Below are 16,169 nucleotides of genomic sequence, written 5' to 3'. Positions count from 1 at the left end.
GACTGATCACGTTCGCCGAAACGATTGATCACCATCGCCGAAATCCGCACGAACATCGTGGTGCGGCCGCTGTGGCGTACCGAGCAGATGCTGGTCGGCGCGCCGAGCCTGTTGAGCCAGAATGCGCCGCCGCTCGTGCCGGAAGATCTCGCGCATTTCGAAACGCTCGATACGCCGAGCGTCGACGGGCGGCACGTGTTCAACCTGATCGCGCCGGACGGCACGCGTCACGTGCACGAACACGATCCGCGCCTCGTGACGGCCGACTTGATGACGATTCGCGAGGCGGTGCTCGACGGTCTCGGCATCGCGGCGCTGCCGGAGATGATGTACGGCAATGCGTTGCGCGCCGGCCAGTTGTCGCCGGTGATGCCGGGTTGGACGTTGCCGGTCCCGCAGCTGTACGCGGTGTTCGTATCGCGGCAGGGGATGCCGCCTGCGGTGCGTGCATTCGTCGACTATCTGGTGGAGAAGCTCGATCACGGCGAATACAAGCAGCCGAGCTGCCCCGAGCGCGCGAAGAAGGATGCGGCCGCGGACGTTGCGGCGAGCTGAACGTCGCACGCGCAAGGCGGCGGATTTGTTTTGTCATTGAAGCGTCGCCGGCAATCGCAAGTTTCAATCGACAGGCACTTGAATGCCGATGCGGGCAGGCCTATATTGAAATCCCATTTCGCGAAGGAAGTTCTGAGCGGAATCAGGTGGCCGCATATGTTGCGAGCCAGATAGGGCAGAACGCGCAACCCGTGCAGACCACGGTAGTCGCATTTGCGTTGCTCGAGGCGCAACCGATACCGCCGAAGAGCCCGCCGCCCGAAGGCGCCCGCGTGCGCATGAAAAAAGGCCTTCATCTGGCGATGAAGGCCTTTTACTTTGTGCAGCGCGCTGCGTTACTTCTTCACTTTCGCGCCCGGTTCCGTCACGAAGCCGAGCTTCGTCAGGCCGCCTGCCTGCGCATCGGACATCACCTCGGCCACGCGCTCGTATGCGACCTTGCGGTCCGCACGCAGATGCAGTTCCGGTTGCGGCTGATGCTGCGCCGCTTCCGCGATGCGCGCCTGCAACTGGTCGCGCGTAACGGTATGGTCGTTCCAGAGGATCGTGCCGTCGCCCTGGATCGCGACGTCGACCGTCTGCGGTTTCTCGTCGACGGGCTGACTGCTTGCACGCGGCAGATCGATCTTCACCGCATGCTGCATGGCCGGGATCGTCACGAGGAAAATGATCAGCAGGACCAGCATGACGTCGACGAGCGGCGTCATGTTGATCTCGCTCATCACGCCGTCGTCGTCATCGTCGCCGAAGCCGGTATTCATTGCCATGGTTCGCCCCCGCTTCAGCTGGCGCGCGCGGCGAGACGCAGGCCGCTGCGATCCGACGACGATGCGAGACGTTCGCCCGTCACGAAATAGGCGTGCAGGCCGTGCGCGAAGCGGCGCAGCTTGCTGACGATGCCCTTGTTCGCACGCGTGAGCGCGTTGTAGCCGAGCACGGCCGGGATCGCGACGAACAGGCCGAATGCCGTCATGATCAGCGATTCGCCGACCGGGCCCGCGACCTGATCGATCGACGTCTGGCCCGTCATGCCGATCGCGAGCAGCGCGTGATAGATGCCCCACACCGTACCGAACAGGCCGACGAACGGCGCCGTGCTGCCGATCGACGCGAGGATGGCGAGGCCGCTCTGCATGCGCGCGATGCCTTCGTCCATCGTGTCCTTCAGGCAGCGCGTGACCCAGTCGGACACGTCCATGCGGTCATGCAGATGCGGCTGCGTCTGATGGTGGTGGTCGGCCGCTTCCTTGCCCGACAGCGCGAGCGCGAGGAACGGATTGTCGACCGGCGTCGACGCAGCAAGGCCGAGCTTCTTGATGCCGTCCTCGAAGTCGTCCGAATGCCAGAAGGCTTGCTCCGCATTTTTCGTCAGGCGGTTCAGGCGCACCACGTTCCAACCCTTCACGACGATCACGATCCACGACAGGACCGACATCACGAGCAGCGTGATCGCAATGGCGCGCGTCACGAAATCACCTTGCGCCCAGACGTGCGCGATACCGTAGCTTTGCATTTTTGTTTCCCTTGAATCTTTGCGGATAAGGCTGGTTAATCGGTGAGCCCGAAGTTGTAGGGCTGCGTGCGAGCGGCGCGGATCGCCTGACCGTTTTCGATATACGGACGGCAGGTGGTCGCGCGCATCGCATCGAGCGCGGCTTCGTCGAGACGCGGATAGCCGCTGCTCTTCTGCAATTCGATGCTTTCGATCTTCCCCGTCACGCCGACGACGAAGTGCACGTACGCGGTGCCCGTTTCGCCGCGACGGCGCGACATCGCCGGGTAGTCGGGCTTCACGAACGAGCACTGCAGCGTCGGCACGTTCTTCGGCGCGCTGACCTGCATCGTTTCGCGGGCGGGGCCCGGCGCCGTTGCGGGAGCGGGTGCTGCCGCGGCCGGCGCGGCGGGCGAGGGCTCGGCGGCGGCCGGGGCGGGCGTCGGCGACGGTTCGGGCGACGGCGCGACCGGCTGCGGCGTCGGCTTCGCGACCTTCGGCACCGGCTTCGGCTCGACCTTCGGCTTGACGTGCGGGACCGGCTTCGGCGGTGCCGGCTGCGGGATCGATTCGGCCGCGACCTGCTGCGCGACCGGCGCCGGCGGCGCGATCAGCTGCGCGGTGATCGACTGGACCTCGACGGATTTCGGCGGCGGCGCGCTGCGATGGAGCCATGCGGCCGTCAGCATGATCGCGTGTGCGGCCAGCACACCGACCGCGACGGCGACGACTCGGAGATTCATACGTGGAACAGCCGGCAAGACGCCGGCAGAAGCGGAATGCGATGGCTGCATGTTAGCTTGAAAGAACGACGTCGCACCCGGGGCGCGGCGGGTGAAACGGCATCACTTGCGGAAGATCAGCAGCGAGATGCATACGGTGGTGACAAAACCGATCAGCAGTTCCATGTCCAGCTCCTTCGCGAATAAACCGGTGGCTTGCGCAGACGATGGCTTGCTGACGGGAAAAACAAAAAAGCGGCCGAGGCCGCACGCGCACGCTCGGCCCGCTCAGGCCGCCTTGCGTTCGTAGAACGTCACCGGAATCGGATGAGCGTGATGCTCGACACCGCACCGGCTCGCGCACACGCCGTGCTCGGCCATCAGGTCGCGTACCGACTCCTCGCATTTGCCGCAGCAGGTCGCCACGCCAAGCTCGAACTGAAGCTCGTCGAACGAGTCCACGCCCTCCGCGAGGGACGCGCGAATCTTCCGATCGGAAACAGACTTGCATACGCAGACGATCATGATGAGTGCGATAGCTAACGTTAATGCGAATTATTATCATTAAATTCTGCGGCGTTGACAAGCGCGGGTTCGGTTTTTTTAAAGGTCATCGGACCCTGATAGGGGCAAGCGGCCGCACCTTGCGATGCGCGGCGAAGGGGGCGGGGTCAGGTGGACGCGCAAGCGTGCGCGTTCGGCGATGCGATCGTGACGGCTTCGACCGGCGCGTCGAGGTCGAGCAGCGTCGATGCGAGCGCCTGCAACGGGCGCCCGTCGCCCGTCGAGCAGAAGCGGGGAGCGGCCGCAGGCACGCCGGCGGGCGTACGCAGCCCGTGCTGTTCCAGCACGCGGGCCAGCTGGCGCGCGATCGCGTCGCTCGTGTCGACGATCGTCATGCGCTCGCCGATCAGGCTGCGAATCGCGGGGGTGAGAAACGGATAGTGCGTGCAGCCGAGCACGATCGTGTCGGCACCTGCGTCAAGCATCGGCTTCAGATAGCCGTCGAGAAGCGTGCGCAGCGCGGGCGAGCCGGTGTCGCCGCGCTCGACGGCCTGCACGAGGCCGTGACCGGGCTGGCAGATGAAACGACACCCGGCGCCGTGGCGTTCGAGCAGCGCCTGGAACCGCGCGCTGCGCAACGTGGCCTGCGTGGCCAGCACGCCGACGACGCCGCTCGCCGATTGCTCGACCGCCGGCTTGATGCCGGGCTCGACGCCGACGAGCGGAATCGCGAGACGTTCGCGTACCGCCGCGATCGATTGGGCGGTTGCCGTGTTGCATGCGACGACGAGCGCCTTGGCGCGTTGCTCGACGAGCCACTCGCCGATCGCGAGCGTGCGTTCGGTGATGAACGCGTCGTCGCGCTCGCCGTACGGCGCATGGCGCGTGTCGGCGACATAGACGAACGATTCGCCGGGCAGCCGCGCACGAACCGCACGCAGCACCGACAGGCCGCCCAGCCCGGAATCGAAGATCCCGATCGGTGCGGCGGCAGCGGTAGCGGTGCGGTGCGCTTCGGCGGCGCGCGGGGAAATCGTCATCGTCATGCGAACGGCGAACGGGCGGGGTGCGCTTACTCCGGCGAACCCATCATCGACTGCTGATAGTTCTGCAGGCCGACCTTGCCGATCAGGTCGATCTGCGTTTCCAGCCAGTCGATATGCTCTTCGGTGTCGTCGAGGATCTTTTCGAAGATCTCGCGCGACACGTAGTCGCGCACCGATTCGCAATAGGCGATCGCTTCCTTGCAGGTGGCCTGCGAGATCTGCTCGAGCTTCAGGTCGCACTTCAGGATTTCTTCGGTCTCCTCGCCGACGAGCAGCTTGTGCAGATCCTGCAGGTTCGGCAGGCCGTCGAGCATGAACACGCGCTCGATCAGCCAGTCCGCGTGTTTCATTTCGCCGATCGATTCGTCGTATTCGTGCTTGCCGAGCTTGTCGAGGCCCCAGTGCTTGTACATGCGGGCATGCAGGAAGTACTGGTTGATCGCCGTGAGTTCGTTCTTCAGCTGGGCGTTCAGGTATTCGATGACTTTCTTGTCGCCTTGCATGGCTTTTCCTTCTTCAGTAGCGCTTCAGAAACCGAACGATAATCGCTGGAACACGAAATGCCAAGCGCCGAAGCCTTGTCCGATCGGCTTGTCGGCCGTAATGAGAATCAACCGCGAACGGTCCACGAGAAACGATTCGCGATACGCGTGAATGCAAACCGGAATGAAAAAGGCCGGACAGCGTCTGTCCGGCCTTTCGCATCGTTGCGCTTAAGCGGTCGCGACCGGGATCTTGCCGATCTTCGCCTGCCATTCCTTCGGACCGGTCTGGTGCACCGACGTGCCCGAAGAATCGACAGCAACTGTTACAGGCATGTCCTTCACGTCGAATTCGTAGATCGCTTCCATCCCGAGATCTTCGAATGCGATCACCTTCGCGTCGCGGATCGCCTTCGACACGAGGTACGCGGCGCCGCCGACCGCCATCAGATAGGCCGCCTTGTGCTTCTTGATCGCCTCGATCGCGACCGGGCCGCGCTCGGCCTTGCCGATCATCGAGATCAGGCCCGTCTGCGCGAGCATCGTCTCGGTGAACTTGTCCATCCGCGTGGCGGTCGTCGGGCCCGCCGGGCCGACCACTTCGTCGCGCACCGGATCGACCGGGCCGACGTAGTAGATCACGCGGTTCGTGAAGTCGACCGGCAGCTTCTCGCCCTTCGCGAGCATGTCGGCGATGCGCTTGTGCGCAGCGTCGCGGCCCGTCAGCATCTTGCCCGACAGCAGCAGCGTCTGGCCCGGCTTCCAGCTCGCGACTTCTTCCGGCGTCAGCGTGTTCAAGTCGACGCGCTTGCTCGTTTCGGTGTTCGGCTCCCAGTTGACCTTCGGCCATGCGTCGAGCGACGGCGCCTCGAGCTTCGCCGGGCCCGAGCCGTCGAGCACGAAATGCGCGTGGCGCGTGGCCGCGCAGTTCGGGATCAGCGCGACCGGCTTCGATGCCGCATGCGTCGGCGCCGCCATGATCTTCACGTCGAGCACGGTCGACAGGCCGCCGAGACCTTGCGCGCCGATGCCGAGCGCGTTCACCTTCTCGTGCAGTTCGACGCGCAGTTCCTCGATCCAGTCCTGCGGGCCGCGCGCGATGATTTCCTGGATGTCGATCGGATCCATCAGCGATTCCTTCGCCATCAGCATCGCCTTCTCGGCGGTGCCGCCGATGCCGATCCCGAGCATGCCGGGCGGGCACCAGCCCGCGCCCATCGTCGGCACGGTCTTCAGCACCCAGTCGACGATCGAGTCGGACGGATTGAGCATCACGAACTTCGACTTGTTCTCGGAGCCGCCGCCCTTGGCCGCGACCTGCACGTCGACCTTGTCGCCCGGCACGATCTCGTAGTGGATCACCGCCGGCGTATTGTCCTTCGTGTTCTTGCGCGCGCCTTCCGGCGGATTCACGATCGATGCGCGCAGCACGTTGTCCGGATGCGTGTAGCCGCGGCGCACGCCTTCGTTGATCATGTCGGTCACGCTCATCGTCGCGCCGTCCCAGCGCACGTCCATGCCGACCTTCACGAAGATCGTCACGATCCCGGTGTCCTGGCAGATCGGGCGGCGGCCTTCCGCACACATGCGGCTGTTCGTGAGGATCTGCGCGATCGCGTCCTTCGCGGCCGGGCTCTCTTCGAGCTCGTATGCGCGGCCGAGCGCCTGGATGTAGTCGAGCGGATGGTAGTAGCTGATGTATTGCAGCGAATCCGCGATGCTCTGGATCAGGTCTTCCTGTTTGATGACGGTCATGGCTGAGGCTCTGTGGGGACAGTAGGAATGCTGGGCCGGCCGTTCAGGCCGGCGTGCGCGACGCAGCGGCTGTCTGCGTCTCGTGGAAATGGGCCGGGTGCGTGTGCGTCGTGAGGCGGTCGACCCACGCCATCACGAGCGCCGACACGAGGAACGACACGTGGATGATCACCTGCCACATGATCGCGTGCAGCGTGTGCTGATCGGGATTGATGAAGGTTTTCAGCAGATGGATCGACGAAATGCTGATCAGCGCCATCGACAGCTTGACCTTCAGCACGCCCGCATTCACGTGGTCGAGCCATTCGGGCTCGTCGGGATGGCCTTCGATGCCGAGACGCGACACGAACGTCTCGTAACCGCCGACGATCACCATGATCAGCAGGTTCGAGATCATCACCACGTCGATCAGGCCGAGCACCGCGAGCATCACGCTGATTTCGTCGAGACTCGTTGCGTGCGACAGCAGATGCCAGACTTCTTTCAGAAACAGGAACACGTAAATCGCCTGCGCGACGATGAGCCCGAGATAGAGCGGAACCTGGAGCCAGCGGCTCATGAAGATCAGCGCGGGCAAAGGGCGCAACGGACGAGCGGCGGGACGGCCGGGCGAGTGCGGGACGGACATGGTGAACGTGCTGCGGTGTGCGGTATCGTGGGTGACTTAAAAGGCGCGCTATTGTAACGCGTCGGCCGGCGCGCCTGCAGCGACGCGCCGATGTGCCGGGGACGGATCAGGAGGCGGCGGCGCCCGCCGGTTTGGTGCGCAGGCTGGCGAGCACGATCCCGCCGACCACGCACGCGAGCGCGATGCCATGCGCGAACGTCGGCCGCTCGCCGAGGAACGCGATCCCGTAGACGGCTGCCGCGACCGGCAGCACCGCGCTGAACACGCCGGCGAGGCTGCCCGGCACGTGGCGGATACCCTTCATCCATAGCCAGAACGAGAAGATGCTCGCCGACAGCCCGTACCACACGACGAGCGCCCACGTGCTCGCCGGCACGCTTGCATAGTCGAAGCGCCACAACGCGCCGGCGCCGAGCGGCAGCATCAGCAGCAGGCCGAACAGGTGCGTGTAGGCGCAGATGTCGATCGGCGCGAGCGTCTGCGTGAGGCGGCGCGACAGGATCACGTAGATCGATTCGCAGCACACGGCGCCGAGGATCAGCAGGTTGCCGGTCAGCGAACCGGTCGGCGCGCCCTGCGCGGCCGCATTGCCGTTCGCGAGGTTGATCGTCACGACGCCCGCGATCGCGAGCACGATCGACACGAGCGCACGGCCGTTCGGCTTTTCTCCGAGGAACAGCCAGGCGAACAGCGCGACGATCGCGGGGATCGTGCTCGTGATCACGCCGGCTGCGACGGCGCTCGTATGCTGTACGCCGTTGAGCATCAGCAGCGTGAACATGAACGTGCCGAAGAACGCCTGCAGAAACAGGTTCAGCCATTCCGCGCGCCGCACCGCGCGCATCTTCACGGGATTGAACAGCGGCCACAGCACGGCGATCGCGATCACGAAACGCAGGGTGGCGAGCAGGGCGACGGGAACGAAGGCGACGATCGATTTGCCGATGCCGACGTTGACGCCGACGAAGAGCATCGACAGGACGAGACAGAATGCGTAGCGATTCAAGCTGGAATCCGGAAGGCGAGTTCAGTTAGGATTGTAGGGTCGCGGCCGGCGGCGCGCCAAGCGCCGGCCGCCGCGCGACACTGCCATGCCGCGTAAGTGACGGGTAAGTTGAAGCGCTTATCTTCAAACAGCCGGACCGCCGACCGCCTTCGTGTGCGTGACGCGGTGCAGCATCGTGTGCGACCTGCCGGGTCGCGCGCGGGTGAGTGGGAGACAGCGGCGCCGAGGCGCCGGCCAAGACGCGGCGCGCACGATCGCGCCGCCATGCAGAGGATTCATGTTCACCAAGGGGTAGTCGATGTCTGCGATTGAATCGGTTCTTCACGAAAGCCGCCAGTTTGCGCCTCCCGCGGCGCTCGAGAAGGCGGCGACCATTTCCGGCATGGAGGCCTATCGCGCACTGGCCGCCGAGGCCGAGCGCGATTACGAAGGGTTCTGGGCGCGCCTCGCACGCGAGGGCCTCGCGTGGCACAAGCCGTTTACGAAGGTGCTCGACGAGTCCGATGCGCCGTTCTACAAGTGGTTCGACGACGGCGAACTGAATGCGTCGTACAACTGCCTCGACCGCCACGTCGAAGCCGGCAACGGCCAGCGCGTCGCGGTGATCTTCGAGGCCGACGACGGCACCGTCACGCGCGTCACCTATGCCGACCTGCTCGCGCGCGTCTCGCGCTTCGCCAATGCGCTGAAGAAACGCGGCATCGGCAAGGGCGACCGCGTCGTCATCTACATGCCGATGTCGATCGAAGGCATCGTCGCGATGCAGGCCTGCGCGCGCATCGGCGCGACGCACTCGGTCGTGTTCGGCGGCTTCTCCGCGAAATCGCTGAACGAACGGCTCGTCGACGTCGGCGCGGTCGCGCTGATCACGGCCGACGAGCAAGTGCGCGGCGGCAAGACGCTGCCACTGAAGAACATCGCCGACGAAGCGATCGCGATGGGCGGCTGCGACGCGGTGAAGAGCGTGATCGTCTATCGCCGCACGGGCGGCAAGATCGACTGGCATGCCGATCGCGACCTGTGGATGCACGAACTGGCCGACGGCGAATCCGACACCTGCGCGCCCGAATGGGTCGGCGCCGAGCATCCGCTGTTCATCCTCTATACGTCCGGTTCGACCGGCAAGCCGAAGGGCGTGCAGCACAGCACCGGCGGCTACCTGCTGTGGGCCGCGCAGACGATGAAGTGGACCTTCGACTGGAAGCCCACCGACGTGTTCTGGTGCACGGCCGACATCGGCTGGGTCACGGGCCACACCTACATCACGTATGGGCCGCTCGCGTGCGGCGGCACGCAGGTCGTGTTCGAAGGCGTGCCGACGTATCCCGATGCGGGCCGCTTCTGGAAGATGATCGGCGATCACAAGGTCAGCGTGTTCTATACGGCGCCGACCGCGATCCGCTCGTTGATCAAGGCGGCCGAAGCCGACGAGAAGGTCCACCCGAAGAGTTACGACCTGTCGAGCCTGCGCATCATCGGCACGGTCGGCGAGCCGATCAATCCGGAAGCGTGGATGTGGTACCACAAGCACGTCGGCCAGGAGCGCTGCCCGATCGTCGATACGTGGTGGCAGACCGAAACGGGCGGCCACATGATCACGCCGCTGCCCGGCGCGACGCCGACGGTGCCCGGTTCATGCACGCTGCCGCTGCCGGGCATCATGGCCGCGGTCGTCGACGAGACGGGCCAGGACGTGCCGAACGGTCAGGGCGGCATCCTGGTCGTCAAGCGGCCGTGGCCGTCGATGATCCGCACGATCTGGGGCGACCCGGAGCGCTTCAAGAAGAGTTACTACCCCGAGGAACTCGGCGGCAGGCTGTATCTGGCCGGCGACGGCACGGTGCGCGACAAGGAAACCGGCTACTTCACGATCATGGGCCGCATCGACGACGTGCTGAACGTGTCCGGTCACCGGCTCGGCACGATGGAGATCGAGTCGGCGCTCGTTGCGCACGAGCTCGTGGCCGAAGCCGCGGTGGTCGGCCGTCCCGACGACACGACGGGCGAAGCGGTGGTCGCGTTCGTCGTGCTCAAGCGCGCGCGGCCCGAAGGCGAAGAAGCCGCGGCGCTCGCGAAGGCGCTGCGCGACTGGGTCGGCAAGCAGATCGGCCCGATCGCGAAGCCGAAGGACATCCGCTTCGGCGACAACCTGCCGAAGACGCGCTCGGGCAAGATCATGCGGCGCCTGCTGCGCTCGCTCGCGAAGGGCGAGGCCATCACGCAGGACACGTCCACGCTCGAGAATCCGGCGATTCTCGAGCAGCTGACCGAAGCGCGCTGATCGTCCCCGTCGCGCGCATTGCGCGCATGAGCCCCTGCGCGGCCGTCCGGATTGTCCGCGCGGGGGCTTTTTGTCAAACAACGGCATGACCGTTCCGACCCGCCCGGCGCCCGTCGCGCCGCCGCCCGTTCCCGAGCCGCTCGCGCGCGCCCATGCGCGCTATTGGCGTTTCAACGTCGTGCTGATCGTCGTGCTGATGGCGATCGGCTTTTCGGTATCGTTCGTCGTGCCGTTCTTCGCGCCCGCGCTCGCGCACCTGCGTTTTGCCGGCTTCAGCCTGCCGTTCTACGTCGGCGCGCAAGGCGCGATTCTCGTGTACCTCGTGCTGATCGCCGTCTATATCGGGCTGATGCAGCGCGCCGATCGCACGCTGCGCCGCACGTACGATCTCTACGCGACACGCGCGGACGACCCGCGCGGCGGCCGCTGATTCATGCTCACGCATCGACTCATTCGCGCGTACGCGCTCTACACGCTCGGCTTTCTCGGCTTCGTGCTGCTGCTGTGGCGCATCGAGCGCGCGACGGGCTCCGGCGTCTGGATCGGCTACGTGTTCCTGTTCGTGCCGATTGCCGTCTATGCGGTGATCGGGCTTTTGTCGCGCACCTCCGATCTCGTCGAATACTACGTGGCGGGGCGGCGCGTGCCGTCGGCGTTCAACGGGATGGCGACCGCGGCCGACTGGTTGTCGGCCGCCTCGTTCATCGGCCTCGCCGGATCGCTCTATGCGACCGGCTACGATGCGCTCGCGTACGTGATGGGCTGGACCGGCGGCTTCTGTCTCGTCGCGTTTCTGCTCGCCCCGTACGTGCGCAAGCTCGCGCGCTATACGATTCCCGATTTTCTCGGCACGCGCTTTTCGAGCACGGCCGTGCGCGCGCTTGCGGCCGGCGCGGCGATTCTCTGTTCGTTCGTCTATCTGGTCGCGCAGATTCAGGGCATCGGGCTGATCGCGACGCGCTTCATCGGCGTCGATTTCGCGATCGGCATCTTCTGCGGGCTCGCGGGGATTCTCGTCTGCTCGTTTCTCGGCGGCATGCGCGCCGTCACGTGGACGCAGGTTGCGCAGTACATCATCCTGATCAGCGCGATCCTGATACCGGTGTCGCTGATCGCGATGAAGAACGGGCTCGGGCCCGTGCCGCAGTTCACGTACGGCAAGCTGATGGAGCGCGTCGCCGAATACGAGGCGCGCGTGCGCGATGGGGCCGAAGAGCAGCAGGTGCGCGACGCGTACCGGCGGCGTGCGGCGCAGATTCAGACGCAGCTCGACCGGCTGCCGGGCTCGTATGCCGACGCGCGCCGACAGCTCGCCGATCAGCTCGCCGACCTGCGGCGTCACAACGGGCCGCTGCGCGAGATCACGCTGCGCGAGCGCGAACTCGCGGAGTTTCCGCGCGACCCGGCGGCGGCGCGCGTCGTCTGGACGCAGATGCGCGACGAACTGCTCGCGCGCGCGGAGCCGCCGGTGCCGATGCACGAGCCGTTTCCGGCCGCAAGCGACGCCGAGCGCAAGCCGCGCGAACGCAATTTCCTCGCATTGCTGCTGTGCCTGTCGCTCGGCACCGCGAGCTTGCCGCACATCCTGACGCGCTACAACACGACGACGTCGGTCGCATCGGCGCGGCGCTCGGTCGGCTGGACGCTGTTCTTCATCGCGCTGTTCTATCTGAGCGTGCCGGTGCTCGCGGTGATGATCAAGTACGAGATCCTCGCGAATCTCGTCGGTCGGCCGTTCGCGGAATTGCCCGCATGGGTCACGCAGTGGCATCACTTCGAGCCCGATCTGATCAGCGTGATCGACGAGATCCGCGACGGCATCGTGCATGGGGCGGAGATCCAGATGCAGCCGGACATGGTCGTGCTCGCCGCACCGGAAATCGCGGGGCTGCCGTACGTCGTGTCGGGGCTCGTTGCGGCCGGTGCGCTGGCCGCCGCGTTGTCGACCGCGGACGGGCTGCTGCTGACGATCGCGAATGCGCTGTCGCACGACGTCTACTACTGCATGGTCGCGCCCGACGCGACGAGTCAGCGTCGTGTGACGATCTCGAAGGTGCTGCTGCTCGGCGTCGCGTTGTTCGCGTCGTACGTCGCGTCGCTCAATACCGGGAAGATCCTGTTTCTCGTCGGCGCGGCGTTTTCGCTCGCGGCGTCGAGCTTTTTTCCGGTGCTCGTGCTCGGCGTGTTCTGGAAACGCACGACGACGCGCGGCGCGATCGCCGGGATGGTGACGGGGCTTGCGGTATGCGTCTATTACATCGTGTCGACGTATCCGTTCTTCACGCAGCTGACGGGCTTTGCCGGGCCGACGTGGTTCGGGATCGAGCCGATCAGTTCGGGCGTGTTCGGTGTGCCGGCCGGGTTTGCGGTGGCGATCGTCGTGAGCCTGCTCGATCGGCGGCCCGACGACTATACGCGGGCGCTCGTCGACTATATTCGGCACCCTTGAATGCGCGAGGCGGGGGCTGCGTACGCCGGAAAGAGAAATGCCCGCTTGCGCGGGCATTTCGGATCTGGCGGAGAGAGGGTCCGTCTGCGTTGAATTCATCGGCGTTCATCAAAAATCACATGACATCGCTGGGAGGTATCCGGAATTCCGTGTGTGAGGCGGGTTGAGATTCAGATTCCAATGTTGAATCGTTCGGGGTAAAGCAGCGCGAACTGGGTCATCGCGCTCTTCCAATCGTGCCGAGAGCCGGTCCACTTGGCCACGACGTTGCGCAGCGCCAGCCAGATCAGTTTGAGCGCGGCCTCGTCCGACGGGAAGTGGCCGCGCGCCTTGATGATCTTTCGGAGCTGCATATGCAGCGACTCGATCGCGTTGGTCGTATATACAATTTTCCGGATGTCGGGCGCGAAGGCGTAGAACGGAATCACCTGATCCCAGGCCCGGCGCCAGAGCGCGGCAATCGGAGGGTATTTCGTACCCCACGGGCTCGTATCGAACGCGTCCAGCGCCACGGCGGCCGCTTCGGCTGACGGCGCCCGATAGACTTCCTTGAGCGCCGCTGCGACCGATTTCCGGTCCTTCCAACTGGCGAAGTCCAGCGAGTTCCGGATCAGATGCACGATGCAGGTCTGGACCGTCGTTTCCGGGAACACCGTGTTGATCGCTTCCGGGAAGCCCTTCAGGCCGTCGACCACGGCGATCAGAATGTCCTGCACGCCGCGCAGCTTCAGGTCGTTGACCACCCACAGCCAGAACTTGGCGCCCTCGGTCTGCTCGATCCAGAGGCCCAGCACGTCGCGTGTGCCGTCGCGGCGCACGCCCAGCGCCAGGTAGATCGCCTTGTTGCGCACGACGCCCTCGTCGCGGATCTTCACTCGCAAGGCGTCGAAGAACACCATCGGGTACATCGGCTCGAGCGGTCGCTGTTGCCACTCGCGTACCTCGTCGATCACGGCGTCGGTCACCGTGCTGATGAATTCCGGCGACACCTCGATGCCGTACATCTCCAGCAAGAAACCCTGAATCTCCCGCACGCTCATGCCGCGTGCGTACATCGCAATGATCTTGTCGTCGAAGCCCGTGAAGCGTCGCTCGCCCTTGGCGATCAGCACCGGATCGAACGTGCCTTCGCGGTCGCGCGGAATCTCGACGTCGAGCAGATCATCGTCGGTCGCGATGCGCTTACGGCTGGTGCCGTTGCGATGGTTCGTGCGGCCCGCCGGCTTGGCATCGCCCTTCTCGTAGCCCAGGTGGTGGGTCAGTTCGCCGCCCAGCGCGCGCTCGAATATCGCCTTCTTCAGGGCCGCGAATTGCTCGTTGATCGAAGCCCGATCCAGCGTTCCGGGCACCAGTTGCTTGATGAGTTCCGGGTCCAGGTTCAAGCCCTTGCCCGGTTCTACCGGCACTTCTTCCTTGCGTTTGCGTGGCATAACGTGGCTACTTGGCCATCAGTTTATGCCTCACTGTCAGCGTCGGATAGATACTCCCCACTTTCGTCGAAGTAATTTTCCCCAGTTTTTTATCTGACGGCGCCGCGGTAGCGGCGCCGTCCTGTCGATCGCCGACCATATTGCCCTTGAGATCCGTCGTGGGGGTGTCGGTGGTCGAGCTGGAGGAAGTGATGACGATTCTGGAATTGCATCGGCAAGGGCTGAGTATTTCGGCCATCGCTGCTCGACTGAGTATGGACCGCAAGACCGTTCGTAAATACATCAGGAATGGCGTTCAGGCACCGCGTTACGGTCCGCGCGCGCCGCGACCGTGCGTGGTCGATCCGTTCGTCCACTACGTCACCGAACGTGTACGCGAGTTTCCCGACCTGAGCGTCGAACGTCTGCTGCGCGAGATCCGGGCCATGGGGTATACCGGCGGCCGCACGGCGCTGGGCGACCTGGTTCGGGAAGTCCGGCCGCCGCGCCAACGCGGCTTCGAGGTGCGCTTTGAGACGCCCGCCGGTCATCAGGCTCAAGTGGATTTCGCGCACTTCAATGTCGAGTTCGATGACGCGCCCGGCCAGCGGCGTTCGATCTGGCTGTTCTCGATCGTGCTTGGGCACAGCCGCTATCTCTGGGGACGTTTCGTCGAGCATCAGGACCTACAGACCGTCCTGCGCTGCCACATGGAAGCGTTCGAGCACCTCGGCGGCGCTCCGCGCGAGATTCTGTACGACCGGATGAAGGCGGCCGTGCTGGGCGAAGTCGAGAAGCACATCGTCTACAACGCGAAGCTGGTCGCGTTTGCGCAGCACTACGGCTTCGCGCCGCGCGCCTGCAAGGCGTATCGCGCCAAGACCAAGGGCAAGGTCGAGCGGCCGTATCGCTATATCCGGCAGGACTTCTTCCTGGCGCGCCGCTTCCAGAACCTCGCCGACCTGAACCGACAGTTGCGCGAGTGGCTCGACACGGTTGCCAATGTCCGCGTGCACGGCACCACGCACCGCGTCGTCGCTCAGCACTTCAGTGAGGAGCGTCCTACGCTGCAGGCGTTGCCGGCCGGCACCTTCAACGGCGTGATCCGGCTTGAGCGGCGCGTGAGCCACGAAGGTCTCGTCTCGGTCGGCGGCAACTACTACAGCGTGCCCGATCGTACGCGCAAGCGCGTGCTCGACGTCCACAGTCTGGCTCACGAGATCCGTATCTACGAGGACGGTGAACTGCTGGCGGTGCATCCCGTGTTGGAAGGCCGGCGACGAACCTCGCTGTTGCCCGGTCATCGGCGTGCAAACCAGCGTAAGCAGCCGGCACGGCACCCCGTGCCATCGGTGACGGCGAGCGTGGCTCGCCGGCCCTTGTCGTTCTATGACCAGGTCGCAAGACGTCTCGCAGAAGCCGGGAGGACCGCATGAACAGCATGCCTGCCTCGACACTGGAGCGCATCCGGCGCTATCTCGTCGGCCTGCGCATGCCGCGCGCGCTCGAAACGCTGGATGCCACCCTGAACCGCTTCGAGCAAGGCGACAGTTCGATGCTCGAAGTGCTGGAAACGTTGCTGGGCGAGGAGTTCACGACACGCGAAACACGCCGCATCCGGATGGCGCTGCAGACCGCGCGGCTCGGCACGATCAAGACGCTGGCCGGCTACGACTTCAGCTTCCAGCCGAGCCTGGATCGCGATCGCATCATGACGCTTGCGCAACTCGAGTTCATCGAACGACGACAGACCGTTCACTTCCTGGGGCCGCCCGGCACGGGCAAATCGCAGGTATCTATAGCAGTGCGGGGTTGACGCCGAGGGGCAAGTCGATGATAG

Annotated in this window: 14 protein-coding genes and 2 pseudogenes; 6 read left to right on the top strand and 10 right to left on the bottom strand. The window is 65.0% G+C overall.

What is annotated here, in order from left to right; translation table 11 throughout:
* Window positions 1-51: 51 nt before the first annotated feature.
* Window positions 52-555, top strand: a pseudogene (locus ACSHSS_RS27790) (LysR substrate-binding domain-containing protein); the annotation flags it as partial.
* A 335-nt stretch (window positions 556-890) separates the two neighbouring features.
* On the opposite strand, the gene ACSHSS_RS27785 reads toward ACSHSS_RS27790, so the two are convergent.
* The 9 genes from ACSHSS_RS27785 to ACSHSS_RS27745 form a co-directional block, all read right to left on the bottom strand.
* The gene (locus tag ACSHSS_RS27785) at window positions 891-1,322 is read right to left on the bottom strand and encodes an ExbD/TolR family protein (protein WP_006402040.1); all 432 of its coding nucleotides are present in this window, start codon (window positions 1,320-1,322) and stop codon (window positions 891-893) included.
* A gap of 14 nt (window positions 1,323-1,336) precedes the next feature.
* Window positions 1,337-2,068, bottom strand: coding sequence for a MotA/TolQ/ExbB proton channel family protein (locus ACSHSS_RS27780; RefSeq protein WP_006409593.1), 732 nt, complete (start codon window positions 2,066-2,068; stop codon window positions 1,337-1,339).
* A 35-nt stretch (window positions 2,069-2,103) separates the two neighbouring features.
* Window positions 2,104-2,841 carry an energy transducer TonB gene (locus ACSHSS_RS27775; RefSeq protein WP_217263123.1) on the bottom strand — a complete coding sequence of 246 codons (738 nt, stop codon included), beginning with the start codon at window positions 2,839-2,841 and terminating at the stop codon, window positions 2,104-2,106.
* Between the two features lie 216 nt (window positions 2,842-3,057).
* The gene (locus ACSHSS_RS27770) at window positions 3,058-3,294 is read right to left on the bottom strand and encodes a (2Fe-2S)-binding protein (RefSeq protein ID WP_006402037.1); all 237 of its coding nucleotides are present in this window, start codon (window positions 3,292-3,294) and stop codon (window positions 3,058-3,060) included.
* A gap of 146 nt (window positions 3,295-3,440) precedes the next feature.
* Window positions 3,441-4,319 carry a glutamate racemase gene (gene murI / locus ACSHSS_RS27765; protein WP_445545777.1) on the bottom strand — a complete coding sequence of 293 codons (879 nt, stop codon included), beginning with the start codon at window positions 4,317-4,319 and terminating at the stop codon, window positions 3,441-3,443.
* A gap of 26 nt (window positions 4,320-4,345) precedes the next feature.
* Window positions 4,346-4,822: a bacterioferritin gene (bfr, locus tag ACSHSS_RS27760; RefSeq protein ID WP_006402035.1), complete on the bottom strand. Its 477-nt coding sequence runs from the start codon at window positions 4,820-4,822 to the stop codon at window positions 4,346-4,348.
* Window positions 4,823-5,032: 210 nt separating this feature from the next.
* Complete coding sequence (locus ACSHSS_RS27755; protein WP_006402033.1) at window positions 5,033-6,556, bottom strand: fumarate hydratase; 1,524 nt, start codon at window positions 6,554-6,556, stop codon at window positions 5,033-5,035.
* Window positions 6,557-6,599: 43 nt separating this feature from the next.
* The gene (locus ACSHSS_RS27750; RefSeq protein WP_445545776.1) at window positions 6,600-7,184 is read right to left on the bottom strand and encodes a TIGR00645 family protein; all 585 of its coding nucleotides are present in this window, start codon (window positions 7,182-7,184) and stop codon (window positions 6,600-6,602) included.
* Window positions 7,185-7,290: 106 nt separating this feature from the next.
* Complete coding sequence (locus tag ACSHSS_RS27745) at window positions 7,291-8,190, bottom strand: DMT family transporter (RefSeq protein WP_175795658.1); 900 nt, start codon at window positions 8,188-8,190, stop codon at window positions 7,291-7,293.
* 298 nt (window positions 8,191-8,488) lie between these two features.
* On the opposite strand from ACSHSS_RS27745, the gene acs reads away from it, so the two are divergent.
* From acs to ACSHSS_RS27730, 3 genes are all read left to right on the top strand, one after another.
* Window positions 8,489-10,471, top strand: a complete 1,983-nt coding sequence (gene acs / locus ACSHSS_RS27740) for an acetate--CoA ligase (RefSeq protein WP_054316375.1) — start codon at window positions 8,489-8,491, stop codon at window positions 10,469-10,471.
* A gap of 85 nt (window positions 10,472-10,556) precedes the next feature.
* Window positions 10,557-10,901 carry a DUF4212 domain-containing protein gene (locus ACSHSS_RS27735; protein WP_006402028.1) on the top strand — a complete coding sequence of 115 codons (345 nt, stop codon included), beginning with the start codon at window positions 10,557-10,559 and terminating at the stop codon, window positions 10,899-10,901.
* Between the two features lie 3 nt (window positions 10,902-10,904).
* On the top strand, window positions 10,905-12,920 hold the full coding sequence (locus ACSHSS_RS27730) for a sodium:solute symporter family protein (RefSeq protein WP_006411246.1): 2,016 nt from the start codon (window positions 10,905-10,907) through the stop codon (window positions 12,918-12,920).
* Window positions 12,921-13,090: 170 nt separating this feature from the next.
* On the opposite strand, the gene ACSHSS_RS27725 is transcribed toward ACSHSS_RS27730, so the two are convergent.
* Window positions 13,091-14,350, bottom strand: coding sequence for an IS256-like element IS1356 family transposase (locus tag ACSHSS_RS27725; RefSeq protein ID WP_445545775.1), 1,260 nt, complete (start codon window positions 14,348-14,350; stop codon window positions 13,091-13,093).
* A 158-nt stretch (window positions 14,351-14,508) separates the two neighbouring features.
* On the opposite strand from ACSHSS_RS27725, the gene istA reads away from it, so the two are divergent.
* Both istA and istB read left to right on the top strand, forming a co-directional pair.
* Window positions 14,509-15,765 (top strand): IS21 family transposase, encoded by a 1,257-nt coding sequence (istA, locus tag ACSHSS_RS27720; RefSeq protein WP_105841734.1) that lies wholly within the window; start codon window positions 14,509-14,511, stop codon window positions 15,763-15,765.
* Window positions 15,762-16,136, top strand: a pseudogene (gene istB, locus ACSHSS_RS27715) (IS21-like element ISBcen28 family helper ATPase IstB); the annotation flags it as partial. The gene istA and the pseudogene istB, both read left to right, overlap by 4 nt.
* Between the last annotated feature and the right edge of the window lie 33 nt (window positions 16,137-16,169).

The organism is Burkholderia sp. BC1 (assembly GCF_052683555.1).
Note: the sequence above shows the minus strand (reverse complement) of the source record. Positions and strands in the feature narration are given on the sequence as shown.